Below are 26,937 nucleotides of genomic sequence, written 5' to 3' on the forward strand. Positions count from 1 at the left end.
AGCAAAGGACCACCGTTCCCGGGAGAGCCGCACCATGGGCAAGAAGGCCGCCAAGAAGGCGCCGCAGCGTCAGTCCACCACCGCCGTCGCGGGCGAGGTCCCCGTGGTGGGGGCCCGCGAGAACTGCCCCTGCGGTTCGGGCCGCCGGTACAAGGCGTGTCACGGCCGGGAGGCCTCGCACGCGGTGCAGGAGCTGGTGCACCGCCCGTTCGAGGGCCTGTCGGGCGAGGCCGACTGGGTCGCGCTGCGCGAGCTGGTGCCCGCCGCCACGGTGCCGCTGACGCTGGCCGCCGGGGTGGCCGAGGGCGCCAACGGCGAGGTCCCGTCGGTGACCCTGGCCACCGTGCTGCCGCTGGCCTGGCCGGCCCTGCGCCGCCAGGACGGCTCGATCCTGCTCGGCCTGCAGACCCAGTCCGCCTCCGGCGACCTCAGCCGCGACCTCGCGGACGCCCTGGAGCTGGCGCTGGCCACCGAGCCGGGCAACCCGGTGCCGTCCCGCCGGACCGAGGCGGGCGGGCGCCGGCTCCAGGACCTGCTGGACGTCACCGCCGCGTTCACGCCCGCCGTGCACACCGGCTTCGAGTTCTGGCTGGAGGACGCCGAGACCGCCACCGGCGAGGTCGCCGCCTCCCTGGAGCGCGCCAACGCCTCGGCCATCCCGACCGAGAAGCTGGCGAGCGTCGACGCCGCCTACTGGTGCGGCACCCCCGACAAGAACCACCTGCGCTGGGTGATGACCGTGCCCGAGGAGCGGCTGCTGGACGCGCTGGCCCGGCTCAGCGCCGCCGACCAGTCCTCGCTCGGCCCGGACACCCGCCTGGTCGGCTCGTTCCGCGCGCACGGCCTGACCGTCCCGGTCTGGGACCTCCCGCTCGCCATGACCGCCGCCGACTGCGAGAAGCCGGCGGCCGAGTTCGCCGAGCGGCTGGCCGCGGTGCTCGCCGACGAGACCCCGCTGACCGCCGAGGAGCGGCGCGCCCGCGCGAACCTGGTGAACCGTCAGGTCACCTTGAACTAAAGCGCGCGGGATCCGGGTGATACGCGTCACATTGTCGCCATGGAGCCGCAATTTCCGGGCGTGCAGGGCGTCTTGGAAATTGGCGCGGGCGCGGATCCTTGTTACTGTCTAAAGAGTCCGGTCGCTGGTGCATCCCCCGTCGCCAGCGGCCGGATCTTTTGTTTTCCGCAAGGCCCCGACGAGCGGCCCGGGAACGGACCGGCGGATCAGTACGCCGAGCGACCGCTGTCCAACCGGACCGTCGCCTCCACCAACTCGCCCAGCAACGGCCCGACCTGCGGCAGCCACACCCCGCCGTCGGCGTCCGGGCGCGGGGCCAGCACCCAGCGCACCCGGCCGGCCGCGCCGCCGGGCGGCAGCGGCAGGAAGCCGTCCGCCCCGTGGTAGCGCAACGAGCCCGGAACCCAAGGGAGTTGAGCGAGCATCTCGCCGAGCGCGTCCAGCGAGTACGGGGCCACCAGCAGCGCGTACCGGCCCGGCATCGCCAGCACCGGACCGAGCGGCAGCCGCAGCGCGCCCAGGTGGACCAGCGCCCGGGCGCCGGCCGCCGCCGGCAGGCTGACCGCCGAGACCACCGAGCCGGTGGCGGCCAGCACCGGGGCGTCCGGGCTCTGCCGCTCCCACCACCAGCGCACCATCCGGGCGTCCGTGGTGGCGGCCAGCAACGACGGGTCGTGCGGGTGCGCGCCCGGCACGGCGCAGTCCTGGTCGCCGCAGGAGCAGTGGCCGCCGCGCAGGACGGCCCCCGGCACCACGGGCCAGCGGTGGTCGACGGCGGCCGTCAGGGCCGCGGCGAGGCGATCCGGGCGCTGACGTGCGACGTCGTCCTGGACGGGGCCGTGGGCAGTGGCGGGCGGACACGGATCTTTCGGGTTCTCACGCATGGCGCTCGTTCCTTTCCCTGACCGCTCGGTTCGCTCCGGCCCGTCGGCACCGCCGGGACTCGTCACGCGGACCCGCGGCGACACGGCCCCGGCGGCGCGAGGGGGGGCGGACGGCATGGCGGGCGGCGCGGCGACGACGTGGATCACGGTGTGGAGCACGACATGAGAAGGGCCGCGCACTGAAACAGCCCCTGGAACGAGAATCCCGTATGCGACCGGATGGACGCCGCCCGGGCGCGCTTGGTTCCACCGTACGAGTGAGAGACTTCCGGCCAGCCCGGGCCCCGGGCGGCGCGGGCATACGATCCGGACGGCCGCCGGGTCCGTCCCCTCCGTTCTGCCCGCTCCCGGTCCCCTCCATGCCTCCCGACCGGACCGGCGCGCGCACGAACCGTGCGCGCCCTCCGACCGGGTCTTGCGGATGTGGAACCGGCCACCGCGTCGTCCTGGATCTGGACATGCCCCAAATGGCCTGTGTAGAAGTGGTGGCATTGCTGTCGATCAATGACGAGTAGTAGCGAATCGAGGCGAAACGCGCCCTTTGGCCGTCATCGCTCCACACCGGCCGTACCTGGGGGTTCCGCATGGCACGTAGCACCGCGTCAGGAGTGGCGGCATGACCGAGTCCCACCCGTCGTCGTCGACACCCTCCGAGCCGGGCGAGCCCGGCAGCGCCGGCGGGCTCACCGTCCTCGACCCGCCGGGCTTCCCCGGCCCCACCGACGCGCAGGACGGCGCGGCGGACGCCCGCACGGCACCGGCCGCCGGAGTGCAGGACCGTTTGGCCGGACGGCTGTCCGATTTCACCAGCCTGCACCGGCACACCGAACGGCTCGCCCGCGCCCGCGGCCTCGCCGCCACCCTGGACACCGTCCTCGCCTCCGGCGCCGCCCTGCTCGGCGCCCGCCGCGGCGTCCTGGTCACCCGGATGCCCGGCGGCGGGCCCGGCCAGCCCGTCGGCCTCGGCCTCGACCGCGCCAGCCTCGGCGCGCTGGAGACCGTCCCGTCCGAGCAGAGCCTGCTCGCCAGGCTGCTGCGCGAACAGGACCGGCCCGAGCGGCTGCACTCCCCCGACCTCGTCGAGGACCCGGCCACCGGCGCCCGGCTGCGCGAACTCGCCACCCAGCTCGGCCTCGGCGGCTGCTACGGCCTGCCGCTCGCCACCGAGGAGGACGGCCCGCTCGCCGCCGTCGTCTGGTTCTACGACGAGCCCGCCGAACCCACCGAGCGCCAGCGCGACCTGGCCCACCGCTACGCCGGGATCGCCGCCCCGCTGCTCGCCAAGCAACTGGAGGCGGACAGGGTCCGACGCACCACCGAGGCGCTGCGCCGCGGCCTGCTGCCCGACCGGCTCCCCCAGCCCGCCGGCCTGCGACTGACCGCCCGGATCCTCCCGGCCGGCCTGGACCGCTCCTGCGGCAGCGACTGGTACGACGCCATCCCGCTGCCGGACGGCACCGTCGGCCTCACCGTCGGCTCCGTCTCCGGCGACGGCCCCGGCGCGGGCCCCGGCTCCGCCCCCGGCGCGGCCGCCGCGATGGGCCGGATCCGGGCCGCGCTGCGGGCCTACGCCGTCCTGGAGGGCGAGGACCCGGTGTCCGTCCTCGGCGACCTGGAGCTGCTGCTCAAGACCACCGAACCGGCCCGCACCGCCACCGCGGTCTACGCCTGGGTGGAACCCGAGGAACGCCGGATCACCCTGGCCGGCGCCGGCCACTGCCCGCCCGTCCTGGTCGGCCGGCACGGCGCCGAGTTCGTGGAGACCTCGCTCTCCGCCCCGCTCGGCATGCTGGCCTGCTGGGAGGCCCCCGGCGTCGAGCTCACCGCCGACCGCGGCGACACCCTGCTGCTCTACACCGAGGGGCTGGCCCGCCGCTGCGGCCCGACCCTGCACGCCGGCCAGGCCAACCTGCGCCGGGCCGCCGCCGACGCCCCGCGCGACGTGCGGATCGACCCGGACCGGCTCTGCGCCCACCTGCTGGCCGTCTGCCCCGCCCCGACACCCGGACCGGCCACCGACGACCTGCTGCTGCTCGCGGCCCGCTTCGAATAGCCGCCCCGAACAGCCGTCCCGACCCCGAACGGGCGAGCGGCCGGGCGTCCGTACCATGGACGCACGGCCGCCCGCGCGTGTCGCGATCCGACACTCCCCCGAGGGGCGGCGGTACCACCCCAAGGAGGCGTTACACGTGACCGAGGACCGCACGCCCGCAGTGGCCGAGAACCCCGAAGCCGTCGGCGGCGACGAGCCGCAGCAGTTCAAGGGCCGCAAGAACGGCCTGTACGGCGAGGTCTCCGACGAACTGGCCGCCTCGATGAAGACCGGCTGGGCCGACACCGACCTGCACGGCCTCGTCCCGGTCGCCCAGGCCCCGTACGCGGCCGAGCGCCGCGCCCGGCTCTCCGCCGCCTACCCCGGCGAGCGACTGGTCGTCCCGGCCGGCAACCTGCGGGTGCGCTCCAACGACACCGACTACAGCTTCCGCGCCGCCAGCGAGTACGTGCACCTCACCGGCGACCAGACCGAGGACGCCGTGCTCGTCGCCGAGCCCACCGGCGACGCCGGCCACGAGTTCGCCCTCTACCTGCTGCCCCGCTCCGACCGCGAGAACGGTGAGTTCTGGCTGGACGGCTACGGCGAGCTGTGGGTCGGCCGCCGGCACAGCCTGGGCGAGCAGGAGCAGCTGCTCGGCCTGTCGGCGCGCGACGTGCGCAAGGCCGCCGAGGAGCTGGCCGAGCGCGCCAAGGACTCCGCCGTGCCCACCCGGATCGTCCGCGGCTACGACGCCGGCCTGGAGGACACCCTGGCCGACGTGCTGGACGCCGACCGGGACGCCGAGTTCAAGGAGTTCCTGAGCGGTCTGCGGCTGGTCAAGGACGAGTGGGAGGTCGGCGAGCTGCGCGCCGCCTGCGACGCCACCGTCAAGGGCTTCACCGACGTGGTCCGCGAACTCGGCCAGGCCGTCGCCACCTCCGAGCGCTGGATCGAGGGCACCTTCTGGCGCCGCGCCCGGGTCGAGGGCAACGACGTCGGCTACGGCACCATCGCCGCCGCCGGCCCGCACGCCACCACCCTGCACTGGGTCCGCAACGACGGCGACGTCCGCCCCGGCGAACTGCTGCTGCTGGACGCGGGCGTGGAGACGCACACCCTCTACACCGCCGACGTCACCCGCACCCTGCCGATCGACGGCCGCTTCAACGACCTCCAGCGCAAGATCTACGACGCCGTGTACGACGCCCAGGAAGCCGGCATCGCCGCGGTGAAGCCCGGCGCCCGCTTCCGCGACTTCCACGACGCCTCGCAGCGCGTGCTCGCCGAGCGCCTGCTCGCCTGGGGCCTGCTGGACGCCTCGGTCTACGACGTCGAGAAGGTCCTGGAGCTGGGCCTCCAGCGCCGCTGGACCCTGCACGGCACCGGCCACATGCTCGGCCTCGACGTCCACGACTGCGCCCACTCGCGCCGCGAGGAGCACGCCGACGCGCTGCTGGTGCCCGGCATGGTCCTCACCGTCGAGCCCGGCCTGTACTTCCAGCAGGACGACCTGACCGTGCCCGAGGAGTACCGCGGCATCGGCGTCCGGATCGAGGACGACATCCTGGTCACCGCCGACGGCAACGAGAACCTCTCGGCCGGCCTGCCGCGCCGCGCCGACGAGGTCGAGGCCTGGATGGCCTCGCTGGCCTGAGCCACGCACCGAGGGCCCGGCCTCCCCGCGGCGGGGAGGCCGGGCCCCGGTGTCACTTGGTGACCTTGCGGTCCAGGTCCTCGCCGTACCGCTGGTAGAGCTGGGTGAAGGCCTCCTGGACGACGTCCTCGGCCTGGTCCTGATGGTCGACCAGGGGGACGGCCATCCGGACCAGGCCCAGGCGGTGCGCGTGGTACGGGTCGGTCAGGCCGGGCCGGTCCTCCGCGGGCTTGCGCCCTCCGCGCGGCAGCCGGAAGCCGGATTCGAGGAAGACTCCCGGCTGGCCTGAACGGCTACACTCACCGCCATCCCGCCACCCGTCAGCAGGGGGTCCGCATGACCGAGCAGCACGTCGAGGACCCGGTCGGCACCGGACCGAGCCCGGTGTCCGTCGTCATCGGCCGCCGCCCGGAGCCGGTGCACCACGTCGCGGTGTACGCGTTCGCGGGCATGGCGCCGTTCGAACTCGGCGTGGTGGTGGAGGTGTTCGGGCTGGCCCGGCCCGAGCTGGGCGGCCTGCTGGCGGCGCCCTGGTACGGGCTGAAGGTGTGCGCCGACCGGCCCGGGACGGAGCTGGACGCGGTCGGCGGGTTCGCGCTGACCGCCCGGCACGGGCTGGACGAACTGGCCGCGGCCGACACGGTGGTCGTCCCCGGAGTGCCGAACGCGTTCGGCGGCGTGGTCTCCCCCGGGCTGGTCACCGCGCTGCGGACGGCGCACGAACGCGGCGCCCGGATCGTCTCGATCTGCTCGGGCGCCTTCGCGCTGGCCGCCGCCGGACTGCTCGACGGGCGGGAGGCGACCACCCACTGGCGGTACGCCGACCTGCTCCAGCAGCGCCACCCGAACGTGCGGGTCAACCCGGACGTGCTGTACGTCGACGACGGGGACGTGCTCACCAGCGCGGGCAGCGCCGCCGGGATCGACCTCTGCCTGCACCTGGTCCGCCGGGACCACGGCGCCAAGGTGGCCAACAGCGTGGCCCGCCGCTTCGTGGTGGCGCCGCACCGGGACGGCGGGCAGGCCCAGTTCATCGAGGCGGCGGTCCGCCCGGTCGAGGAGGACGACGACGGGGTCGCCCGCAGCATGCAGTGGGCGATGGGCCACCTGTCGTCCCCGCTGACCATCTCGCTGCTGGCCCGCGCCGCCCGGATGTCGGACCGCTCCTACCTGCGGCACTTCACCGCCCGCAACGGCACCAGCCCGATGCGCTGGGTCGTCACCCAGCGCATCGCGGCCAGCCTGCCGTTGCTGGAGTCCCCGGAGGGGACGGTGGAGGAGATCGCGACGGCGGTCGGCTTCGAGAGCGCCGCGACCTTCCGCCACCACTTCGGCCGGGTGATGCGCACCTCCCCGACCGCCTACCGGCGCTCCTTCGGGCACGGGGTCGCATAGCCCCCCGACCACGCGGCCCGGCGCCTGGTTTCCGGTATCCGATTTCTGGTCACCGGTCTCCGGTGCCCGGCTACGCCTTCTCGTGCCGGTCCGCGTTGGCGAGGATGGCGTCGTGCAGCCACTGCGCCAGGCCCGGGGCGAGGTTCTCGTAGGTGGTGGTCCACCGCGGGTCCGAGACGTACAGCCCGGCCAGGCCGCGGTGGATGGTGAACGTGCAGTCGTAGAAGTTCTGGCAGATGTGCTGCCGGTGCGCCTCGGCGAGGTCCATGGCGGCGGCGCCGTCGGCGGGTTCGCCGGCGGTGAGCGCCTCGACCAGGCGGGTGTTGAGGTCCGCCATCTCGGCCTGGATCCGCTGCCAGTCGGCCTTGTCGTAGCCGCCGGTGCGGCGCTGCGACTCGGCCCAGGCAGCGGTGTCGCCCCAGCGCTGCTCGGCTTCCTGCTCCCACTCCTCCTGGTAGCCCTCGCCGAAGATCTCGAACTTCTCCTCCGGGCTCAGCTGAATGCCCATTCTTCGTGCCTCCATGGCGTGTTCGACGGCTGTGGCGAGGTCCTGGAGGTGCCTGATCCGGTCGGTCAGCAGCCGGTGCTGCCGCCGGAGGTGCTCGCTCGGGCTGACCGAGTCGTCGTCCAGGATCGCCGCGATCTCTTCCAGGGGGAACCCGAGTTCGCGGTAGAAGAGGATCTGCTGCAACCGGTCGAGGTCGGCGTCCCGGTAGCGGCGGTAGCCGGTCCGGGTGCGGCCCGCGGGGGACAGCAGGCCGATCTCGTCGTAGTGGTGCAGGGTGCGGACGGTCACCTTGGCGATCTTGGCCACGGCACCGACCGAGTAGCCCTCGCTGCTCATCCCGGGTTCTCCCTTCGTGCTGACCACCAGCCTCCGCTCTCACGTCGCGTGAGGGTCAAGCCGTTCTCGGAGGGGAGGGCCCCGGCACCGGTCGAGACGCTCGGGCGCTCGGGCGGGCAGGCGGACAGGCGGACAGGCGGACAGGCGGGCAGGCGGGCAATCGCGCGGGCCCCGGTGCTGGTCAGGCTCCGGTACCGGTCAGGCCCCGGTACCGGTCAGGACGCGCTCGCGCCGCCGGGAGGAGCGGCGCCGCCCCTCGCCGTCCGCCGGGGACCGCGGGCGGCGCGTCTGCTGGGTCGGCCAGAACAGCACGTACGCGGCGGAGACCACCACGAAGGCCAGCCGGACGAAGCCGCGGGCCGCGTCGGACGGGATGATCAGCGTCCCGCCGTACAGCGCGGCCAGCGCTATCCAGCTCCACCACGGGACGAGCCGCTTCTGCCCGACCGCGTCCCAGAGCAGGGTGCCGAGCAGGATCGAGGCCGTGTAGTAGGTGTAGACGCTCGGGTCCAGCAGGATCCGGGCGTCCGCGCCGAGCAGCACCACGGCCGGCCAGCGGCCGCGCCAGACCGCGATGGTGCCGAGGCCGATGCCCAGGGCGAACTGGGTCGGACGGTCCCACCAGGGGGTGGCCGGGTCGGTGACCCCGAACCAGCGCAGCGCGGAAGCCGGCTGGTTGGGGATGGTGAACTTGGCGGCGGCCAGGGTGTCCAGATTGCCCAGGTAGAACGGCAGCCAGGCGATCGCCACCAGCCCGACGAACCAGATCGCGCTGCGCAGCCAGGCGGGCCTGGGCAGCGCCAGGATCAGCGGGGCGAAGGCGAGCGCCCAGGGCTTGGAGTCCACCGCCAGCGCCAGGTAGACGCCGACCATGGTGGGCTTGCCCCGGGCGAGGGCGTGCGCGGCGAGGGTGGTGAAGAACAGCGCCAGGACGTCGTCCAGGTGCGCGAAGCGGACCGAGACCTCGACCCACATCGGGATGAACGCCAGCCCGGCGATCAGCAGGCGCTGCTGGAGGCGGCGGTGATTGGTACCGGTGCCCAGGTAGTACAGGGCGGCGGTGCGGCCGATCAGGACCAGCATCACCAGGCCGAGCCCGGACATCGCCGCCTCGGCGATCAGTTCGCCGGTGTGGGCCGAGAACGGGGCTGTGAGTCGCGCCACGGCCAGGCTGACCGGGCCGATCTGCAGCTCCGGGTGGTGGGCGTAGAGCGCCAGCCCGCCGTCCGGGTGGTCGCTGAACAGCAGCTGCTCACCCTGGCGCAGGTAGTGCCAGGAGAAGCCTCCGCTGGGCTCGACCAGGAAGAACCAGAGCACCGTCCAGGCGACCAGCAGAACGTGGTGTCTGCGCAGCGGCAGCCCCGCGATCCGCCCGGTCGCCGACTCGTAGTCGGTGGCCGCCCGTGCCGTGCGTGATCCCCGCACCTGTCCCTCTCCCCGCCGGTTCCGCCCCCCTCCGGCCGGACATCCTATGTGACGGAGGTGTCCCGCCCGCGCCGCCCGGAGGTCCGTCGAACGGACGGTCGGGCGGCGCGGGCGGTATCCAGGCGGCATCAGGCGAAATCGCGGTGCCGCCTCGGTGCAGCGGCTGGAACGTGCCGTACGGCCGCGATCAGCCCTGCTGGGCCGACTTGCGGCGGCGCAGCACCACGAGGGTGCCGACACCGGCGAGCAGCACGACACCGCCGGCCGCGGCGATGGCGGTGGTGTCGTCACCGCCACCGGTCTGGGCCAGGGTCTTGTCGCCGCTGTCGGCGGCGGCCTTGGCCTTGGTGACGGCGGCCGGGGTGAGCGGCGGCGGGGTGAGGGTCGGGACGGCCACCGGGAAGTCGATCGGACCGGCGGTGTCGCCGTTGCCGTCGGCCGGGGCCGGAGCGGACGTCGACGCGGAGGCGGAGCCGGACGGCTCGCCGGTGGTCGGGGCGGTCGGGGTGGTCGGCGGGACCGAGGGCGCCGGCGTGGTCGGCTCGGCGGTCGGGGTGGCCGTGGTGGAGGCGGTGGCCGTGGCCGTGGCGGTCGCCGTCGGCGAGGTGCTCGCGGTCGGCGAGTGGGTGGCCGTCGCCGAGGTGCTCGCGGTCGGGCTGGGCTTGCCGGTGCGGGTCGGGGTGATGGTCGGGCTCGGCTTGCCGCCGCCGCCCGCCTTGATCACGAAGCCCGCGCCGCGGACGCCGTCGCAGCTGAGGTGACCCCCGTCGACCGGCTCGTGGGTCTCGTCGTCGAGCTCGGCGGAGAACACCACCGGGACGACGCCGGCCCGGCCGAGCGGTGCCTCCGAGGTGAAGGAGACCCGGACCTTGATCGAGAAGCTCTTGCCGCGGTTCACGACGAGCAGGTCGTCGTCGGTCGGGTTGCCGTCCTGGCCGAGGGCGCCGAGCAGGGTGAGGACGGACTTGTCCTTGTCCTCGCCGCCGTCGGCGGCGACCGAGCCGGTCTGCCACTGGCCGCCGGGCAGCTGGTACTGGACCTTGAGGTCCTTCGCCTTGAGCGAGCCCGCCTTGTTCTTGAACTTGAGCAGCGGGAGGAAGAGGAAGTCGTGCTTCGTCGAGTTGTCGATCTTGAAGGTGAAGTCGCGGGCGTCGCCACCGGCGATGAAGGTGCCGGGCACGCCGTTCACCGAGAGGTCGAGGCTCTGGTGGGAGGCCTTCCCGGCCGGCTGGGCGGCGGCCGACGGCGAACCGGTGGTGCCGACGGCCAGGGCGCCCTGGGCGCCGGACAGCACGAGCGAGGACGTGAGCGCGGCGACGCCGGCAAGGGCAAGACTGCGACGTATGGACAAAGGGAGACCTCACGGAAGAGTCCGGGCGAGGCCCGGGGGCGCGGCGGGGCGGGCGGCCGTGGACGCCGCGAGCCCCCCGCGGAGCTTGAAAGTCCGACGGAGATTACCGAAGGATCCGGCCACTCCGGAAGGCGGGTGTCACGCTGGGAACCGCTCACGGGACAGGAGCGCCCGAATCACCCAACTCCGTCCCTCAATAGGGCTTTTGATCTTTTCCGAAAGATGACCGGAGAGTGACGGGTACACGCCCGGAGGGTCGTCTCGCACGGCCTCGCGCGGCGTGAACCGATCGGTCGTGTGAACGCCCGGCGAACGTCGGCGTGCATGTCTCGCGAACGCCCGCGCCAACGCCCGCCGGAGCGGGTGCGCGGGCTCAGTCCGCGAAGAAGGACTTGGCCGCGATCAGCGCCCGCTCGTCCCGCAGCACGTCCCCGGGGCGGGTGCCGTTGCCGAGCAGCGCGCCGCCCCAGCGCATCCCCATGTACTCGGCCGTCAGCCGGAGCGTGCCGATCAGCGGCTCGGCCTTGTCGTCCTCGGTGGCGAGGGCGGTGACGCCCCAGACGGTGCCGCCGCGCATCCGGGCGCGGAAGTCCGCCCCGGGCTGCCGGAGCCAGGCCGACCAGTGGTCGAGGTAGAGCTTCGCACTGGTGGGCAGCGAGTACCAGTACAGCGGTGCGACGAAGACCAGGTCGGTGGCCGCCGACGTGGCGTCCAGCAAGGTCCGTTCGTGACCGACCGGCTCGGGGTAACGGCCGTCCCCGGTGTGCCGCAGGTCCTCGAAGGGCGGCAGCGGGTGCTCGCTCAGCCGCAGCCAGCGCTGCTCCGCCCCGGCCGGCAGGCTCGCCTCGGCGGCCAGCCGGGCGAGTTGCTCGGAGTTGCCGTCGACACGCGAACTGGCGTTGAGGAACAGAAAGGTGCGTGGCGCCTCGGCGCCCGTCGGCTGGTCGGCCATCGGGACTCCCCCGGGCTGGTGGTGCGGACGGAGGTTCGAGCAGCCCCGGCACTCCGGTTATTCCACGCCCGGCGCCCCGGAGTTCACTCAGTCGGGCAGGCCGGCCCGGCGCCGGGCGACGGCCGCGACGGCCGCCCAGTCCTTGTCGGCGTCGCCGTGGGCCAGCGCGTCCAGGAAGGCGTCCCGCAGGATGCCGGCGAACGGGAGCGGGACGTTCCGCGCGGCCCCGGCCTCCAGGGCCAGACCGACGTCCTTGAGGCCCAGCGGCAGCCTGAACCCGGCCGGCTCGTAGCGGCGTTCGGCCACCATCGCGCCGTAGCCGGAGTAGACCGGCCCCGGGAACAGCGTGCCGGCGAACATCTCGACCAGGGCGGTCGGCCGGACGCCGTGGGCCTCGGCCAGGCTGCACGCCTCGGCCATCGACTCGATCGCGCAGGCCAGCAGGAAGTTGGTGCTGATCTTGGCGGTGTTGGCCTGCTGCGGGCTCGTGCCGAAGTTCCAGGTGCGCTCCCCCATCGCGGCGAACAGCGGCTCCGCGCGGGCCAGCAGTTCCGGCGCGCCCGCGGTCAGGATGTTCAACCGGCCGGCCGCCGCGACGGGGGGACGGCCGAGGACGGGTGCGGCCAGGTAGCCGATGCCGTGCTCGGCGTGCAGCGCCTCGGCGCGCTCGGCGAGCCCGACGGAGATGCTGGCCATGTTGACGTGCAGGGTCGTCGCGGCACCCGCGAGCAGGGCGGGGTCGAGCAGCAGCCGTTCGACCGCCTCGTCGTTGGCGAGCATGGAGACCACGGTGTCGGCCGCGTACACCTCCGCGAGCGAGCCGGCCGCCTCGGCGCCCTCGGCGACCAGGGCGGCCACCGGCTCGGGCGAGCGGTTCCAGACCCGGACGGCGTGGCCGGCCCGCAGCAGGCTGCCGGCCATGCCCCGCCCCATCGCACCCAGCCCCACGAAGCCGATCGTCGTCCCGGCCATCGCACACTCCCGTCGCCGTCACCATCGCCGTCACCGCATCCGCGAATGACTGTACGTCAGGAGCGGCTGCTCCCTGTGTGCTGGACGTGCCGTTCGTGTCAGGCGCGTCAGGAGGACGGGCGGCCGGGTGCGTCAGGAGGACGGGCGGGCGGGCCGTGCTCACGCGCAGGCGCGCTCCGGCAGCCGGACGCGCCCGCGCTCCAGTTCGGTGACCACCCGGTGGCTCAGCAGCTCGTACTGGGCCTGGAGCCGGCCGGGACGGGCCGGGCGGGCGACCGGACGACCGGGACTGACCAGTTCGTCCGGCCCGAACTGCTCACGGGTGAGGTCGATCTCGATGCCGGTGGCGAAACGGTTCCACCAGTGCAGATCCGTCCGGATCCCGCCGACGTGCACCTCGCCCATCATCAGCTCGCCGCCGAGCAGGTCGTGCAGCACCATCGCCGTCACCCCGCACTGGCCGCGGGCGGGATTGTCGGGACGCCAGTGGGCCAGATCCTCGGGTGCACAGGTGTCGACACCCCAGGAGGAGCGGATCGCACGTTCGATGTCGTTGAGGGTCCACGCCGTCATACCGGGAAGCCTGCCATGCACCACTGACAGCGGCACCGGCTTTTCAGAGGGCCACCCCGTGTTCTGCGGAGACCTTCTCGATCTTCACCCGAACGAGCAGTTCCCCCGGCACGCCGTTCCGGGCCCCGTACTGCTCCGCGACGTCCGCCCCCATGTACCGGGCGGCGATCCGGGTGGCCCAGGCGCGCACCTCGCCCAGGTCCTCGCTCAGCCGGGCGGTGCCCTGCACGAGGACGTACGCGAAGGGCGGCCGGTCGTCGTCCACGCAGAGCATCACCCGGCCGTCGCGGGCCAGGTTGCGGCCCTTGACGGTGCCCGCACCGGTGTTGAAGACGAGGTCGTCGCCGTCCAGCAGGAACCAGACGGGCGCGACGTGCGGGCGGCCGTCGGCCCGGGTGGTGGCGAGCTTGGCGGTGCGGGTGCCCTCGGCGAGGAACACCCGCCACTGGTCATCGGTCATCGTCGGCATACCGCCCATCCTGGCCGGTCGGCCCGCCCCGCGCATCGGGGACGGGGCAACCGGCCGGGGGTCACTTCGCCAGTGCGGCGACACCCGCCTGCGCGAACTGCTCGTCCAGGTCGCCGCTCGGCGCGCCCGCGACACCGATCGCCGCGACCGGGGCGCCCTTGGACTGCACCGGGGCACCGCCGGCCAGGAACAGCGTGCCCGGGATGTCCTTGAGGGTCGGGGCCTGGGCCAGCCGCTTGGTCAGCTCCGAGGTCGGCGCGTTCCAGGAGACCGCCGTGAACGCCTTGCGCTGCGCCGACTCCGGGGACTGCGGGCCGGCGCCGTCACCCTTGAGCAGCACCCGGGTGACGCCGTCCCGGTCGACGACCGCGACCGAGACGTGCTGGCCGGCCTTGGCCGCCGCGTCCAGGGTGGCCTGGGCGGCGCGGGTCGCGGCGTCGATGGTCAGGCCGGTGCTCTGGGCGAGGTTCCTGTTCTGGGTGTCGGCCTTCACCGCGGCCGGCGCGGCCGGGGTCTCGGAGGTCTCGGCGCTGGCCGAGACGGCGCCCACGGTGGCGGCGAGCGCGGCGGCGGCGAGGGTGCCGGTCAGCACCCGGGTGCGCACGGAGATCTTCTTCATGGTCCAGCTCCTCAGCGGATCGGCGAACGGGATCGGGGCCGCCGGGCGGCAGGGGGTTCCGCCCGGCTCCACCTCGATCCTCCGGCCGGGCCGGGGGCCGCCACATCGACGCTCCGGCGCGACCGCGCGGGCATGATGGAGGACGAGCCCGTCAACCGATCGGCTGATGCGGGACCGGGCCGGACGGGCCACCATCGAGGGATCGGTGCAGGTCAGTGCGCCGGGTGTGCCGGTGCACCGGGTGCACCGGGTGCACCGTCGAAGCACCGGGTGCCGCAGGCCCGCCCGGGTGCCGCAGGCCCGCCCGGGTGCCGCGTGCCCGCCCGGGTGCCGATCGCCCGTCCAAGCGCCGATCGCCCGTCCAGCCAGGAGCCACCCGTGCAGCAGCCCCGCCCCGCCGCCGGCCGCGACGCCGACGACCCGGACGCGGGCCGCCTGGCGGTGCTGCTCGACTCCGCCTTCCTGCTGCTGCTCGCCGCCTCGCTCAGCCGCTACCTCACCCACCACCCCGGCAACCCCCGGATCCCCTGGGTGATCGGGCTGAGCACCGCCCTCGCCCTCGCCCAGCCGGTCGGCTCCTGGCTCGCGCACCGCCACCCGCCGGCACCCGCGCCCGGGGCTGAAGCCGCGCCCGGGGCCGCGCCCGACGGACGGGCTCCGCGTCGGCGCCGGTGGCCGCCGGCGCTGGTGGTCGCGCTCTGGGTGGTGCTGGTGCTGCTCGCGCCGAGCTTCGCCTGGTGCGCCGTCCCGCTGATCTACACCGCACTGCGCACGCTCCCCGCCCGGGCGGCGATCCCGCTCGTGGCGGCCCTGACGCTGCTGGTGGTGATCGCCGAGGTCCGGCTGGCCGGCGGGGCGGACGCCACCCTCGTCCTGCTGCCGTTCGCGGTGGCCGCGCTCGCCACCGGCGTGTTCCTGTTCATGGACCGGCAGGACGCCCGGCAGCGCGCCCTGATCACCGACCTGGTCCGCACCCGGCGCGAACTCGCCGCCACCGAACGGCGGGAGGGCACCCTCGCGGAGCGCGAGCGGCTGGCCATGGAGATCCACGACACCCTGGCCCAGGGGCTGTCCAGCCAGCAGATGCTGTTGCAGGCCGCCGAGCGCACCTGGGACACCGAGCCGACGACCGCCCGCACCCACGTCCGGACCGCCGCCGAGGTGGCGGCCCGCAACCTGGCCGAGGCCCGCCGCTTCGTCCACGACCTCGCGCCGGCCGAACTCGCCGACGGCCGTCCGCTCGACCAGGCGCTGCGCGCGCTCGCCGGGCGGGAGGCCGCCGAGAGCGGCCTGCCGGTCCGCTTCCACCTGGACGGCACGCCCGTCCCGCTGCCCGCCGCCGCGCAGTCCGCGCTGCTGCGGATCGCCCAGGGCGCGCTGGCCAACGTCCGGGAGCACGCCGGTGCGTCGGCTGCGGCGATCACCCTGTCCTACCTCGGCGACCAGGCCGTCCTGGACATCGCCGACGACGGGCGGGGCTTCGACCCGGGCGCGGCCGGGGCGGCCGGCGGCCGCGGGTACGGGCTGCCCGCGATGCGCGCCCGGCTGCGGCAGTTCGGTGGCACGCTGACCGTGGAGAGCACCCCCGGCGAGGGCACCGTCGTCTCCGCCGCGATCCCCCTGGAGCACCGATGAGCGAACGAAGCGGACCCGCCCCCGACCGGCGCACGGGGTGCCACGGGCGCGGCGAGGTGACCACATGAGCGCCACCGGTTCCCCCGCCGAGGCCCCCGTCCGGCTGCTGGTCTGCGACGACCACGCGGTGGTCCGGGCCGGCCTGCTGGCGCTGCTCGCCAGCGCGGGCGACATCGAGGTGGTCGGCGAGGCGAGCACCGGGGAGGAGGCGGTCGCGCTGGCCGCCCGGCTGGCGCCGCAGGTGGTCCTGATGGACCTCCAACTCGGCGACGGCATCGACGGGGTGGAGGCCACCCGGCGGATCACCGCCGCCCCGGGCGGCCCGCACGTGCTCGTGCTCACCACCTACGACACCGACGCCGACATCACCCGGGCGATCGCCGCGGGCGCCACCGGCTACCTGCTGAAGGCCGAGCGGCCGGAGGAGTTGTTCGCCGCCGTGCACGCCGCCGCGCGGGGCCGCACGGTGCTCTCGCCGCCGGTCGCCTCCCGGGTGATGGCGCAGATGCGGGCGCCCGCACCGCAGCTCACCGAGCGCGAGCAGGACATCCTCGCGCAGCTGGGGCAGGGGCTGGGCAACCGGGAGATCGCCCGGGCGCTGTTCATCAGCGAGGCCACCGTGAAGACCCATCTCGGCCGGATCTACGACAAGTTGGGGGTGGACACCCGATCCGGCGCGGTGGCGGTGGCCAAGGAGCGCCGGCTGCTGCGCTGACGGGCCCTCACGCACAGCCGACGCCGCATCAGTCCGCCGGAGTGCAGGCCGACCGATGCACTGCGCTCAGCGCTCGCGCGGTGTCACTGCGTGCTGCCATGATTCTCGGAATGTCGGATTCCAGCGCGGCCCGTGCCGGGCCCGCCGCCCGCACGGGCACCCGCCGCGCACCCGCCGTACGGCCGTCGAGCATCGCGTCGGACCTCAACCCGCTGGTCCGGCGCCTGACGGGACCTTCCGGACCGACCGTCACGTTTGTGGATTTTTCGTGGACTCCACTATTGACAAACCAACCATGCGGTTTGTTAGCGTGATACCAACGACGTCCCCGGAGGTGGGGGCTCGCCGGGGCCTGTGCAGTCCGCTCTCGCCGGAGGGTGCTGCCAGGGGGGAACGGCGGGGCTGCCGGGGAGTCGGGGGGAGCGGCAGCGCCGAAGCCGCGCGACGAGGCGGTGCGGAGCGAGTCCGGGGGGACTCGCTCCGCGCCTCCCCTGCGCCTGCGGCCTTCCGCACCTCGCGCCTTCGGGGCTCGCGCCTTTGCGGGGCTCGTACCTTCGGGCCTCGCACCTTTCGGGCCCTCCGGCTAGACCATCGCGCTCCAATACGGACAGCACACGTGCGGCAGCGGCGCCGGGCCGCGAACCCCGGCGCCCTGCAATGACGGCAGCCGCTCCGAGTGGGCCACCCCGGGCGAGCTCGCGGTCAGTCCAGCCTCGCCCAACTCGCCGAATGTCAGCGCTAGTTGGTAACCGTCCAGGGCGACGGCGGCAACTCCGGGGCGGCTCCGGCCGGCGTTCAGCGAAGTGATCGTCCAGCCGCGCTGCCGCCAGTGCCGCTCGACCGCGTCCACCAGCGCCGCCCGCCGGACCGCCGAGACGATGGTGAGGATGTCCCGCCCCCGGGTGACGTACCAGCGCAGGTCCGGATCCCGCCCCGGCAGCGGCAGCCGCGCGCCCGCTCTGGGCGCCGCCCCCTGCCAGACCGGCGTCGGCCGGACGGCGTCCAGGGTGTCCTGAAGCAACGTCTCGCAGCGCTCGGCGGCGTCGAGTTGATCGACCGCCCGCGCCGGTCCGGGCCACCGGGAGGGTGGTACGACCGGCGCACCGCCTCGGCCTCCACCCGGGAATCCGACGTTCAGTTCGGCACCGCCTGACTGCACTGGTCCCCTCCGTGCTCCTCCCGGTGTTCAGGCCGGGCAGGGATTCCGTCACTGCTTGGACGGTGGGCGCGGATGGACAGTTCCGCCTCTTACCGTTCCCACACCCTCTTCCGCACTCTCCTGCACGCCCCCTCCGTACGGCTACCGGGTGTCGCCGGGTTCGTCGGGTTCGCCGGGTTCGCCGGGCGCGGTGTCGAGCAGACGGGCGGTGTTCAGTTCGGCGAGGGCGAGTCGGACGACGGCGGTGTCGGCCGCCGGGTGGGTGCGGGCGACGGCGGCGGTGAGGTCGGTGAGGGTACGGGTGCCGTCGGCGAGGTGGAAGACGACGGCGCACAGCGGGCTGAGGAGGTGCCCCTGTTGGGCGTGCTCGTCGTAGACGGCCAGGCGGCGGTCGGCGAGTTCCTTGACGCGCAGGCCGTCGCGGTGGGCGCGGGGCACGCGGGGGGCGTTCATCGGCGGCGCTCCTTTCGACGACCGGGTACGGGTGCGGCTCAGGGGGCGAACTGGTCGCGCAGGTCCTCCGCGACCAGGTCGGTCTGGTCGGTCTGGGCCGCGACGACCGGGACGGTGCGGTAGATGTCCGGCCGGTCCCAGCGGGCGAGGTACTGGTCGAGGGCGGTGTGGCGCCGGATCCAGACACCCATGCCTTCGACGGTGTCGGGGAGTTCGTCGAGCAGGTCGGCGAACACGCTGTGGTGGTAGGCGATGGCGTGGGTGGTGGTGATGCCGGTGACCGCTTCGAGGTGGTGGCAGCCCTCGGCCCGGGGGAAGGTCCGGCCCCAGTCGGCACCGCCGAGGTAGAGCAACGACCAGGCCCGTCCGTCGAGTTCGGCCAGGGCGCGGCGCAGCACCCAGGTGCTGCCGGGCAGGAAGAGGGCGTCGTCCTCCAGGACGAGCAGGGACTCCAGGCCGTCGGTGCGGGCCTGCTGGATGGCCCGGCGGTGGGAGAGCGCGCAGCCGATGTGATGGTTGCCCGGGGTCGCGGTGGCAGGTTGGCGGTGGACCCGCTCGGGGCGCAGGCCGAGTCGGGCCAGGCGCCGTTGCATGGCCTGCCAGCGCTCGGGGCGTTCGTCGAGGTTGATGCAGGTGACGGCGTCGAAGGCGGTGAAGGGGTTGCGCTTCTCGGCCCGGTAGTCGGCCAGGGCCTGGCGGACGGCCTTCTCCCCCAGGACGGCGGTGAAGTGGTCGACGGCCTCGTCGGGGCTCTGGCCGAGTTCGTCGTAGCCGATGAGGTAGTTGAGCAGGCGCTGGTACCAGGTCGAGGGGCTCCCGCTGCGGCGGGGCCCGTCGAAGCGGTGGGTCCAGCGCAGCGCGGGCAGGCACTGCACGGTGTGGCCGGCGCGGCGGAACTTCTCGTGCAGGTGGCCCTCTTCACCGCCGTGGCCGGCGAAGGCGGGGTTGAGGCCGGGCCATGCCCCGGTGCGGCAGGCGAACAGGCCCAGGCCCTGCATGGTGATCTCGAAGGGCGGGGCGGCGGGGTCGGTGCCGCGCGGGTCGGTGCCCCAGGACCCGTACATGAGCCGTTCCCAGCGGGGCTCCCAGTGCGTGGAGACCTCGCGTCCGTCGGTGGACACCAGCGGGCCCTGGAGCAGGTCGCCGCTGTCGGGGTGGGCGTCGATGCGGTCCAGGAGGGCGGCCAGCGCCCCGGGGTGCAACTGGACATGGGAGTCCACGCACAGGACCCAGTCCGAGGCGGCCTCGCGGAAGATCCGGTCGCGGGCGGCGGTGCCCAGGCGCCGGTCGTACGGCACGTAGCGCAGCTGGGGGATCTCCTGCTCCAGCCGCTTCAGCGCCCAGGCGTGCGGGCCGGCGGGGTGGTTGTCGACCACCAGGAGGTTGACCCGGTCCATCACCTCGGCGTGGTAGAGGAGCAGGCTCGTCACGGTGAAGTACACGCCGTCGTAGTCGTCGTACGTTCCCATGCCCACCGTGAGGGTGCGCGGCTCCTGCTCCGGTCCGGGCTCCGGGCGGAGCCGGAAGCGCTCCCCGGATGCGCCCGCCAGCTCCCGCAGGGCCGCGAGTCCGGCCTCGTCCGCGGCCGCCGTCCCGACCGCGGCCGCCGGGGGTCGTTCCCGCCCGCTCACCGGCTCGGCTCGGCGGCCTGCGTGAGTTCGCGCAGACGCTGGACCTCGGTGGTGAGTTCGTCGATGCGCCGGTTCAGGGCCTGGATGCAGACCAGGGCGATGCCGTTGGCGTCGACGACGGGGATCACGCGGGTGTTCTCGTGGTGGAAGTCGAAGGAGGCGTGCCAGTCCTGGGCCATCGGCCCGATGTGCCGCACCTGTTCGGGCTCCCACAGGTAGCGCCAGGTGCTGATGGGCAGGGCGACGACCGTCTCCAGCACCTGACGGCCGTTGACCGCCCCGGCCGGGGCGACCGCGGCGGTGTCAGCGGTCTCGGTGCGTTCCGGGGCGGTCGGGGCCGCCTTCCCGGAGCGTCGGAACAGGCCCACGCTCAGCGGCTCCAGTCGATCGGGACCACGTCGCACTTGAGCCGGCGGTCGCTGGGAGGCGGCGTGGTGGCGCAGTCCGTACCGATGGTGATCGCCCCGTGCGCCGAGGTCGCCACGTGGACGCCGTCGGCGACCAGTACGGCGTCGTAGCCGTTCAGCAGTTCCTGGATGGTGCCGGGGCCGAGGTTCTCCGTGGCGGTGATGCCCGCGAGGCCGCCGTAGTTGGTGTAGGCGGAGCCGAGCAGCCGGCCGCCGGAGGTGTAGAACCGGACCTGCAAGCCCACCAGCGGCCGCCCGGTGACGATGTCGGTGACGCTGGCGGAGATGTTCTCCAGCTGCAGGCTCGTGACGTTCAGCGTCCCCTGGCTGGCGCTCATGCCGACGGGCTTCAGGACCGGGCAGTCGGCCTCACCACAGATGGGCGGCTGGGCCACGGCGGGCGTCGCGGAGCCGGTGATGGCGGCGAGCGACAGCGTGCTCACCGCGACGGCCGCGAGTTCGGCGATCTTGGTCCGCGCGAGCTTCATGGCCCCTCCGACGGGCGATTCAAGTGACGACTTCCGTCGCTTCCGCCGCCCATCCCATCCGAACGACCCGCCCGCCCACGTCCGGCAATCAGGACATAGGGGACCTTGACGCCATGGTTCGCCCCATCGAGTGAAGCCCCCGATCGGATCCGCATTCGACCCCCACACCACCTGTCCGAACACCGTCCGCCCGAACACCGTCCGCCCGACTCGGCGGTGCACCTTCGGACGCCCTTCGGTGGCGGCTGCCGCCCGTCGTTCACCACCCGTTCCGGCACGGATCCGGCCCGACCGGCGGTGGAAGCAACCCCGTGTTCTCGTCCAGAAGAAGTACAGCCAAGGGTTCTCGCCTCACCGCGATACGTTGGCCCCTCCGGGCTTCAAGATCGGAAACGGTGGCCACGGAGGCCTCGACGCGGAAGGGTTGGGATAGCGACGTGGGTGAGCACTGGGTTCGCGTACCGGTGGGGTCCGATGCGGCCCGATGGGCCACCCGCGGACGGTGTCGGCGGGTCCTGCTGGTCGTCCACAACGTGACGGCCGCGACGCGGCTGCTAGACGTGCTCCCGCTGTTCCGTGACGATCTACGGCTCCAGCTGTTGGCGACCTGCACCGGGTCGTCGCCCTTCCAGTCCGGCGTGGTGGAGCTGCTCGCTTCGACGGGTGTCCCTGTCCTGCCCTGGGAGCAGGCCCTCTCAGTTCCCGTGGACCTGGCCATATCGGCGAGCTTCGGCGGCCAACTCGACGCCATCAAAGGCAAGTTGACAGTCCTTTCCCATGGCATCGGATACAATAAGAAGCTGGCCGTGCCGGACGCCGGACGCCGGACGCCGGACGCCGGACGCCGGACGCCGGACGCCGGACGCCGGACGCCGGACGCCGGACGCCGGACGCCGGACGCCGGACGCCACGTTCGGGCTCGGGCCCGAGTGGGTCCTCTCCGAAAAAGGCGTCCCGATCGCGGACGCCATGGTCTTCTCCCACCCCGAACAGATCGACCGGCTCGCCGAGTCCTGCCCTGCGGCCCTGCCGACCGCCGTGCTGGCCGGCGACCCCTGCTTCGACCGCATCCTCGCGGCCCGGCACCACCGCGACCGGTACCGTCGCGCACTGGGCGTCCATCCGGGACAGCGCCTCATCCTGCTGAACTCGACCTGGAACCCGACCTCGCTCTTCGGTGACGCCGGCTCGGAGGACGTCCTCCCGCTCCTGTTGCCCCGGCTGACCTCCGAGCTCCCCGTCGACGAGTACCGGGTGGCCGCGGTCCTCCATCCGAACATCTGGCACGGCCACGGCCCCGGCCAGGTCCGCCTCTGGCTGGACCGGGCCCGACGGGCCGGGCTCGCCCTCGTCGACCCGCTCGAAGGCTGGCGCCAGGCCCTGATCGCCGCGGACGTGGTCCTGGGCGACTTCGGCTCGGTCAGCTACTACGCCGCCGCCTGCGGCACCCCCGTCCTGCTGGGAGCCGCCGACCCGGAGGCCCTCGGAGCGTCCTCGCCCGTCGCGGCGTTCGTCCGATCCGCGCCCCGCCTCGATCCGTACGGCGCACTGCTGCCCCAGTTGGACAAGCTACTGGCCGAACACCGCCCCCTCGATGGGCCGGCCGAGCTGACGAGCTCGGTTCCGGGACAGTCGGCGGCACTGCTGCGCAGTCTCTTCTACCGGCTGATCGGCATCACCGAGCCGACCGCCCCGGCGGTGCTCGACCCACTGCCGCTGCCGCCGTACGAGCCGCCGCTGCGCACCGCACCGCTGCGCGTCCTCACCCGTACCACCGCGGACGGCACCATCGCCGTCCAGCGCTTCGCCGAGCCACGGTACGAACCCGACGCCGCCGACGGTGAGGGACACCTCGCCGTGCATGAGGACACCCTCGATCCCGGAGTGCTGGAGATCGCCGACGTCATCTACCGGTACGGCGAGGCGGACGACCCCCGCCTCGGCCCACCCCAGGCGTGGGCGGCCGAAGTGCTCGGCCGTCACCGTTCCGCCTCGCTCGCCGCCTACGTCACGGGCCCCCGGGAGTGCACGGTGCTGCACCGCAACGGGCTGCGGCTCACGCTGGCGGCCGACGCGGCCGGAGACCCGGCCGCGTACGCTTCGGCGCTGCACTCCCGGCTGCGCACCGGCTCGGAGGTGGCGGAGCTGGTGGCAACCGGGCTGATCGTGAAGACGGGAACCGGCCTGCGACGCGTACGGGTCAGGGTTGAGCGGGAAGGCAGCGCAGACGCAACGCGGCCAGGTAGTTGAGGTGAACGGCCGCGTTCTCCCGGCTCAGCAGGGCGGAGGCCTCGTCGATCAGGGGGAGCGCCTCGGTGCGGTCGGCAGTGTCGAGGTGGAGCTCGGCGAGGTCCGTCAGCACGCGGGCCGTGTTGTACCGCTCCCCGCTGTCCCGGAAGAACTCCAGTGCCGCGTCGAGCCGTTGCTCCGCCGTGTCGAACCGGCCGAGGCCCCGCAGGGCCCGGCCCCGATGACGGTGCAACAGCGCGCGAGCACGCGGCAGATCGGCGGCGCCCTCGTCACCCGGGCCGATCCCGTCGAGCAGTTGGTCGGCCTCCTCGAAGCACTCCAGCGCGGACCGGAAACGCCACTGCCGCAACCGTAGGAGGCCCAGCGATTCGACCGCGGTCGCTCGACCACGGGTGTGCCCGACCCGGGCCTCGTCGTCCGTAGCAGCCGACAACTCGCGCTCGGCTTCCTCGTCCTGCCGCAACTCCATGAGCGCAAAGGCCAGTTGGGTGTGCATCCGACCGGCCGTCCGGGTGCCCGGGCAATGCCGTCCGGTGACACGGGCCCCGGCCCGCAGCGCGGGCAGCAGGGCATCGTGGCAGCCGGCCTTGAGCTGAACCGCCCAGAGTGCCTCGACGGCCTGGCAGACGGTGTCGAAAAGGCCGAACTCCTCTGCCGCGAGCACGGTTTCCACCAGGTTGCCCAACTCGCCCACCAGTGCGGCGACCGCCGCGCCCTCGTCCTCGTACGCGCCCGGGCCCAATTCGGCGTAGAGCGGGCCCAGGTGCCAGCGTTCCTTCAGCGCCGCGTAGTCCGCCCGGACGGCGAAGCGCAGGTACCAGTCCACCGTGCGGGCCACGGCTGCGGCGCACCCCGCCAGGCCGTCCTCCCGGGCGGCGGCCTCCTCCGCGTGGGAGCGCACTGCCGGCCGGTACCGGTAACGGCCGTCCCCGGTGCTCTCCAGCAGTTGGAGATCCGCCAGTTCGGCCAGTGCCCGTTCCGCCTCGGCCTGCGAGACGTCAGCCGTCGCCGCCACTGCGGCCGGGTTGAGGGAGGGCCAGGGCCTCAGTGATCCCAGGCGGTAGATCCTGGCCGCTTCCGGTTCGAGCCGGCGATAGGACTCCTCGGCCGCCGCCCGCACCGGGGGCAGCGGGTTCGCCGTCCCGCCACTGCCGAACGACCCCGTCGCCAGATACGGGGCCATGGCACGAAGTGCGAACGGGGAACCGGCGCACCGCTCCAGCACCGAGGGAAGTGCGGCGCGGGCCGTCGACATGGCCGGTCGACCTGCGAGTTCGGCCAGCAGGCGCTTGGCGTCCTTGTCGGACAGCGGGCCGACGGGGATGGTGACCGCGTCCAGGCCGGTGAGCGGACGGCGGGCGACGATCAGGGTGAACACCCCGGGCGCGGCCGTGACCAGCGGCCGGACCTGCGCCGCCGACTGCGCGTGGTCGAGCACGACCAGCAACCGTCGGCCGGCGAGCAGAGAGCGGTAGAGGTCGATCCGGTCCTCCACGGCCGGCGGAACATGCTCCGCCGGGACGCCCAGGCGCAGCAGGAAGTGCCGCAGGACCGTCGCAGGCGTCGGGGCGGTGTTCGCCGAGCCGCCCCGGAGATCCGTGTACAAGGTCCCGTCCGGAAACCTGCCCGCTTCACGACCACCCCAGTGGAAGGCGAGCGAACTGGTACCGATTCCCTCCGGGCCGTGCAGGACGGCCACCTTCGGGAGGCCGTCGGGCTTGCGGTCGGCCTCGCGGTCGAGCAGTTCCAGCGGCCCCTTCCGGTCGGTGAAGAAGCGAGCCGACGCTGGCAGCAACCGAGGCACCCCGTGCGCCGCAGCCCCACCGGTACCGTTTCCGCTCATCACGACGGCAAGTGCCCTGGCCTGGTCGGGATCACGGAGCGCTTCCGCCACGAGCAGACCCGCAACGGACTCCCGCTCGGCCGGCCCGGCCGGGGCCGGAACCTCCCGCCCCACCGCCCGGGCCACCAACCCGCCCACGGTCTCCCAAGCGCGCTTGCCCGCCTCATTGGCCATCCCCGCACTGGCCGCGCCCAGGAAAGCCGTCACCGCCGACAACGACAGTGGATCCACCGCGCCCCACCCCCCGGTCCGTCGTGGAGCAGAAGTTCGCCACCGCCCCAGTCTGTTGCGTCCGGCCCCACGGTAGCCTGCCGAAGCGGGCGGACGCAGAAACCCGAGCCTCCCGATACGGCGGGGGGATCCCCCGGCGGAACACCGCCCCGGCACCGCCGTCCGCCCGGTACGACCCGACCGAGGAACAGCCGGCTCCGGGACACGAGTACCGATGAGTTCCCCGACGTCGGATCGTCGGAACGATCCATCGCCGACCGATCACGGTCCCTGACCGGCCTCGGTGCAGTCAGGTGCCCTCGCCGACCGACCGGAGCGGTCACCCCCGCCGCCGGCCGCCAGCCGCGCCACGCGGCGCGAACACACCCCGGCACAGCGGACCCAACTCGGTCCGGACAACGCGAAAGCCGCAGGTCATGTGACCTGCGGCTTTCGGTACGGAGCGGGCGACGAGAATCGAACTCGCGCTCTAAGCTTGGGAATCTTTGGGCTTCCGAGCCAAAAAGTGCTCCTGACCTGCGGCGATGCCAACGCATCGCCCCTTCGGACGCCCAGCGCAGACCGCTGCTGTCCCCCGTTCACCACCCGTTCTGGCACACATCTGGCACAGCTACTGAGCGGATACCCGCTGCCGTCCTTGCCGACCAGCCCGCGCATGGGCCCGGACGCGCGCCAACCTCTCAACTCAACGCTCTGCTCGGTGCAGCGAGGCAACTCGCCGGCTCCTCGACCAGTTGAAGGAAGCCCGCAGGACACGATCCCAGGCGGCCAGTCGAGAACTGCCCCACCTTGCACAGATCTTCGCGAACCTCCGCTACATGTCAGTGACCTTCGGTGGGGTGCGCCGAACAGAGCGTGAGGAGAAGGGGGCCGTGGCTACCCTCCGTCCGAGCCACCGCATCGAAAGGGCTGGCGTCAACGCCGTTCGCACCCTGCTTGAAGACTACGAACACATCGTGCAGGAAATCGATGGCGGCAACGACCACGGCGAAGACCTCATCGTAGACCTCACTCGTGGGGGGGTAAACGAACAGGCCGCTACATCGCGATCCAAGTCAAGAGCGGAAAAGTACAAGCGCGCCCGCGGCTACGCCATCCCAATCGACGATCACTATGAAGACTGGAAACAAAGCAGAATTCCAGTACTGGGATTCGCCTATGACCCAGACGCGGGTGACATTTTCTGGACAAACCTGACCAGAAAATTGAGAGAAACCTCGAAAGCTCCTTCCTCGATTCAAATCTCCGCAGACTCAAAGCTATCTAGCGATAGCATGCGCGGATTCACGGCCGAGATTGAGGCGTACGTCGATAGCGCCGGGATGCGCATGCGAGGAAGAACTCAGGAAGAGGGATTCAACGGGGCAGTCAGAGCCAGGAAGGGCCTGGAAGGGCCTGGATCCAGAAACAGCCCCGAATCCCCTTTTTGAAGGATTTGCCGATTTTGCCCTCCGGCACGAGGACAAGATTGACAGCCTAGCCCGAGACGTACGGCGAGCCATTCCTTTGATGATTCTAGCAATCATCACGGCGCGGGAGTGGCCTTATCAGATCAGATTTATTGAAAGATACTCCGACATAAATCCCTTGCCCCGGGTCTTGAACGTCTACACCTTCATCTCCTTCGCCACCGTGGCCATGCACTTCGAATTTCGAGCAGGCCGGGTTCCAAAAGAGACAGGGCGATGGCCGGCACTTTTTGCCGGAAATTTTCTCACGGCGCCAGTCTGGGACCATGGCGGCCAGCGCGACTGGTGGGGAGCAGTATGAATCTTTGCCGGGGCGTTCGGACCATCCCTTGGAGTTAAGTTCATCTTCGTCTCCTTCGTTGGGTTCGCGAGAGAGCGAAGGAGACGAGCCCTGAGCCCGGATGAGCCGTAGGATCCTCACGCTCCTCGGTCACCGGCCAGAGCAGGCTCCTTCGGCGCCGGCGC

Annotated in this window: 23 protein-coding genes; 8 read left to right on the forward strand and 15 right to left on the reverse strand. The window is 73.0% G+C overall.

Annotation, left to right across the window (positions count from 1 at the left end; all coding sequences use genetic code 11):
• The first annotated feature begins 34 nt into the window (after positions 1–34).
• Complete coding sequence (locus tag ACIPLC_RS02945) at positions 35–1,018, forward strand: DUF5926 family protein (protein ID WP_400470401.1); 984 nt, start codon at positions 35–37, stop codon at positions 1,016–1,018.
• Between the two features lie 206 nt (positions 1,019–1,224).
• Here the strand turns inward: ACIPLC_RS02945 and ACIPLC_RS02950 are convergent, their stop codons facing one another.
• Positions 1,225–1,902, reverse strand: coding sequence for a bifunctional DNA primase/polymerase (locus ACIPLC_RS02950; protein WP_400470404.1), 678 nt, complete (start codon positions 1,900–1,902; stop codon positions 1,225–1,227).
• Between the two features lie 616 nt (positions 1,903–2,518).
• On the opposite strand from ACIPLC_RS02950, the gene ACIPLC_RS02955 reads away from it, so the two are divergent.
• The 3 genes from ACIPLC_RS02955 (at position 2,519) to ACIPLC_RS02965 (ending at position 6,986) form a co-directional block, all read left to right on the forward strand.
• Positions 2,519–3,955 (forward strand): PP2C family protein-serine/threonine phosphatase, encoded by a 1,437-nt coding sequence (locus ACIPLC_RS02955; RefSeq protein ID WP_400470407.1) that lies wholly within the window; start codon positions 2,519–2,521, stop codon positions 3,953–3,955.
• 136 nt (positions 3,956–4,091) lie between these two features.
• Positions 4,092–5,591: an aminopeptidase P family protein gene (locus tag ACIPLC_RS02960; protein WP_400470410.1), complete on the forward strand. Its 1,500-nt coding sequence runs from the start codon at positions 4,092–4,094 to the stop codon at positions 5,589–5,591.
• Positions 5,592–5,927: 336 nt separating this feature from the next.
• Positions 5,928–6,986, forward strand: coding sequence for a helix-turn-helix domain-containing protein (locus ACIPLC_RS02965; protein ID WP_400470411.1), 1,059 nt, complete (start codon positions 5,928–5,930; stop codon positions 6,984–6,986).
• Between the two features lie 70 nt (positions 6,987–7,056).
• On the opposite strand, the gene ACIPLC_RS02970 is transcribed toward ACIPLC_RS02965, so the two are convergent.
• The 8 genes from ACIPLC_RS02970 to ACIPLC_RS03005 all read right to left on the reverse strand — a co-directional run bounded on the left by ACIPLC_RS02970 (position 7,057) and on the right by ACIPLC_RS03005 (position 14,191).
• On the reverse strand, positions 7,057–7,830 hold the full coding sequence (locus ACIPLC_RS02970) for a MerR family transcriptional regulator (protein WP_400470413.1): 774 nt from the start codon (positions 7,828–7,830) through the stop codon (positions 7,057–7,059).
• Positions 7,831–8,028: 198 nt separating this feature from the next.
• Positions 8,029–9,255 (reverse strand): hypothetical protein, encoded by a 1,227-nt coding sequence (locus ACIPLC_RS02975; RefSeq protein ID WP_400470416.1) that lies wholly within the window; start codon positions 9,253–9,255, stop codon positions 8,029–8,031.
• A gap of 187 nt (positions 9,256–9,442) precedes the next feature.
• Positions 9,443–10,606 carry an LPXTG cell wall anchor domain-containing protein gene (locus ACIPLC_RS02980; protein WP_400470419.1) on the reverse strand — a complete coding sequence of 388 codons (1,164 nt, stop codon included), beginning with the start codon at positions 10,604–10,606 and terminating at the stop codon, positions 9,443–9,445.
• Between the two features lie 373 nt (positions 10,607–10,979).
• Positions 10,980–11,558, reverse strand: a complete 579-nt coding sequence (locus ACIPLC_RS02985) for a flavodoxin family protein (protein ID WP_400470422.1) — start codon at positions 11,556–11,558, stop codon at positions 10,980–10,982.
• Between the two features lie 87 nt (positions 11,559–11,645).
• Positions 11,646–12,530 (reverse strand): NAD(P)-dependent oxidoreductase, encoded by an 885-nt coding sequence (locus ACIPLC_RS02990; protein ID WP_400470425.1) that lies wholly within the window; start codon positions 12,528–12,530, stop codon positions 11,646–11,648.
• A gap of 159 nt (positions 12,531–12,689) precedes the next feature.
• A complete protein-coding gene (locus ACIPLC_RS02995) occupies positions 12,690–13,103 on the reverse strand; it encodes a hypothetical protein (protein ID WP_400470428.1) in 414 nt (137 codons plus the stop codon).
• 43 nt (positions 13,104–13,146) lie between these two features.
• The gene (locus ACIPLC_RS03000) at positions 13,147–13,563 is read right to left on the reverse strand and encodes a PPOX class F420-dependent oxidoreductase (RefSeq protein WP_400470640.1); all 417 of its coding nucleotides are present in this window, start codon (positions 13,561–13,563) and stop codon (positions 13,147–13,149) included.
• Between the two features lie 70 nt (positions 13,564–13,633).
• The gene (locus ACIPLC_RS03005; RefSeq protein ID WP_400470431.1) at positions 13,634–14,191 is read right to left on the reverse strand and encodes a heme-binding protein; all 558 of its coding nucleotides are present in this window, start codon (positions 14,189–14,191) and stop codon (positions 13,634–13,636) included.
• A gap of 378 nt (positions 14,192–14,569) precedes the next feature.
• Here ACIPLC_RS03005 and ACIPLC_RS03010 point away from each other — a divergent pair, with 378 nt between their 5' ends.
• Together ACIPLC_RS03010 and ACIPLC_RS03015 are read left to right on the forward strand one after the other, a co-directional pair.
• Entirely contained in the window at positions 14,570–15,826 is a 1,257-nt protein-coding gene (locus ACIPLC_RS03010; RefSeq protein WP_400470433.1) for a sensor histidine kinase, read from the forward strand.
• 64 nt (positions 15,827–15,890) lie between these two features.
• The gene (locus ACIPLC_RS03015; RefSeq protein WP_400470436.1) at positions 15,891–16,541 is read left to right on the forward strand and encodes a response regulator; all 651 of its coding nucleotides are present in this window, start codon (positions 15,891–15,893) and stop codon (positions 16,539–16,541) included.
• A gap of 583 nt (positions 16,542–17,124) precedes the next feature.
• On the opposite strand, the gene ACIPLC_RS03020 is transcribed toward ACIPLC_RS03015, so the two are convergent.
• The 5 genes from ACIPLC_RS03020 to ACIPLC_RS03040 form a co-directional block, all read right to left on the reverse strand.
• A complete protein-coding gene (locus ACIPLC_RS03020; protein ID WP_400470438.1) occupies positions 17,125–17,562 on the reverse strand; it encodes a hypothetical protein in 438 nt (145 codons plus the stop codon).
• A gap of 279 nt (positions 17,563–17,841) precedes the next feature.
• Positions 17,842–18,153, reverse strand: coding sequence for a hypothetical protein (locus tag ACIPLC_RS03025; RefSeq protein WP_400470441.1), 312 nt, complete (start codon positions 18,151–18,153; stop codon positions 17,842–17,844).
• A gap of 38 nt (positions 18,154–18,191) precedes the next feature.
• Positions 18,192–19,784, reverse strand: coding sequence for a glycosyltransferase (locus ACIPLC_RS03030; protein WP_400470444.1), 1,593 nt, complete (start codon positions 19,782–19,784; stop codon positions 18,192–18,194).
• Complete coding sequence (locus ACIPLC_RS03035) at positions 19,781–20,152, reverse strand: tail fiber domain-containing protein (RefSeq protein ID WP_400470446.1); 372 nt, start codon at positions 20,150–20,152, stop codon at positions 19,781–19,783. The genes ACIPLC_RS03030 and ACIPLC_RS03035 overlap by 4 nt, the downstream gene beginning before the upstream one ends.
• 2 nt (positions 20,153–20,154) lie before the next feature.
• Positions 20,155–20,679, reverse strand: coding sequence for a hypothetical protein (locus tag ACIPLC_RS03040; RefSeq protein ID WP_400470449.1), 525 nt, complete (start codon positions 20,677–20,679; stop codon positions 20,155–20,157).
• Between the two features lie 969 nt (positions 20,680–21,648).
• On the opposite strand from ACIPLC_RS03040, the gene ACIPLC_RS03045 reads away from it, so the two are divergent.
• Positions 21,649–22,929, forward strand: coding sequence for a hypothetical protein (locus ACIPLC_RS03045; RefSeq protein WP_400470451.1), 1,281 nt, complete (start codon positions 21,649–21,651; stop codon positions 22,927–22,929).
• On the opposite strand, the gene ACIPLC_RS03050 is transcribed toward ACIPLC_RS03045, so the two are convergent.
• Positions 22,880–24,733, reverse strand: coding sequence for a tetratricopeptide repeat protein (locus tag ACIPLC_RS03050; RefSeq protein WP_400470453.1), 1,854 nt, complete (start codon positions 24,731–24,733; stop codon positions 22,880–22,882). The two genes, ACIPLC_RS03045 and ACIPLC_RS03050, sit on opposite strands and share 50 nt — an antisense overlap.
• A 1,142-nt stretch (positions 24,734–25,875) precedes the next feature.
• Between ACIPLC_RS03050 and ACIPLC_RS03055 the strand changes: the two genes are divergently transcribed.
• Complete coding sequence (locus ACIPLC_RS03055; RefSeq protein WP_400470455.1) at positions 25,876–26,433, forward strand: DUF4365 domain-containing protein; 558 nt, start codon at positions 25,876–25,878, stop codon at positions 26,431–26,433.
• The last annotated feature ends 504 nt before the right edge of the window (positions 26,434–26,937 follow it).

Origin of the sequence: Kitasatospora sp. NPDC086801 (genome assembly GCF_044745805.1) — a bacterium.
Classification (GTDB): Bacteria; Actinomycetota; Actinomycetes; order Streptomycetales; family Streptomycetaceae; genus Kitasatospora.

Excerpts from the sequence above, each read along its gene's own strand:
- ACIPLC_RS03015 (WP_400470436.1), top strand. The coding sequence starts at position 15,891 with ATGAGCGCCACCGGTTCCCCCGCCGAGGCCCCCGTCCGGCTGCTGGTC.
- ACIPLC_RS03005 (WP_400470431.1), bottom strand. The coding sequence starts at position 14,191 with ATGAAGAAGATCTCCGTGCGCACCCGGGTGCTGACCGGCACCCTCGCC.
- ACIPLC_RS03025 (WP_400470441.1), bottom strand. The coding sequence starts at position 18,153 with ATGAACGCCCCCCGCGTGCCCCGCGCCCACCGCGACGGCCTGCGCGTC.
- ACIPLC_RS02990 (WP_400470425.1), bottom strand. The coding sequence starts at position 12,530 with ATGGCCGGGACGACGATCGGCTTCGTGGGGCTGGGTGCGATGGGGCGG.
- ACIPLC_RS02950 (WP_400470404.1), bottom strand. The coding sequence starts at position 1,902 with ATGCGTGAGAACCCGAAAGATCCGTGTCCGCCCGCCACTGCCCACGGC.
- ACIPLC_RS02970 (WP_400470413.1), bottom strand. The coding sequence starts at position 7,830 with ATGAGCAGCGAGGGCTACTCGGTCGGTGCCGTGGCCAAGATCGCCAAG.
- ACIPLC_RS02955 (WP_400470407.1), top strand. The coding sequence starts at position 2,519 with ATGACCGAGTCCCACCCGTCGTCGTCGACACCCTCCGAGCCGGGCGAG.
- ACIPLC_RS02985 (WP_400470422.1), bottom strand. The coding sequence starts at position 11,558 with ATGGCCGACCAGCCGACGGGCGCCGAGGCGCCACGCACCTTTCTGTTC.
- ACIPLC_RS02945 (WP_400470401.1), top strand. The coding sequence starts at position 35 with ATGGGCAAGAAGGCCGCCAAGAAGGCGCCGCAGCGTCAGTCCACCACC.
- ACIPLC_RS03000 (WP_400470640.1), bottom strand. The coding sequence starts at position 13,563 with ATGACCGATGACCAGTGGCGGGTGTTCCTCGCCGAGGGCACCCGCACC.
- ACIPLC_RS03040 (WP_400470449.1), bottom strand. The coding sequence starts at position 20,679 with ATGAAGCTCGCGCGGACCAAGATCGCCGAACTCGCGGCCGTCGCGGTG.
- ACIPLC_RS02965 (WP_400470411.1), top strand. The coding sequence starts at position 5,928 with ATGACCGAGCAGCACGTCGAGGACCCGGTCGGCACCGGACCGAGCCCG.
- ACIPLC_RS02995 (WP_400470428.1), bottom strand. The coding sequence starts at position 13,103 with ATGACGGCGTGGACCCTCAACGACATCGAACGTGCGATCCGCTCCTCC.
- ACIPLC_RS03045 (WP_400470451.1), top strand. The coding sequence starts at position 21,649 with ATGGTCTTCTCCCACCCCGAACAGATCGACCGGCTCGCCGAGTCCTGC.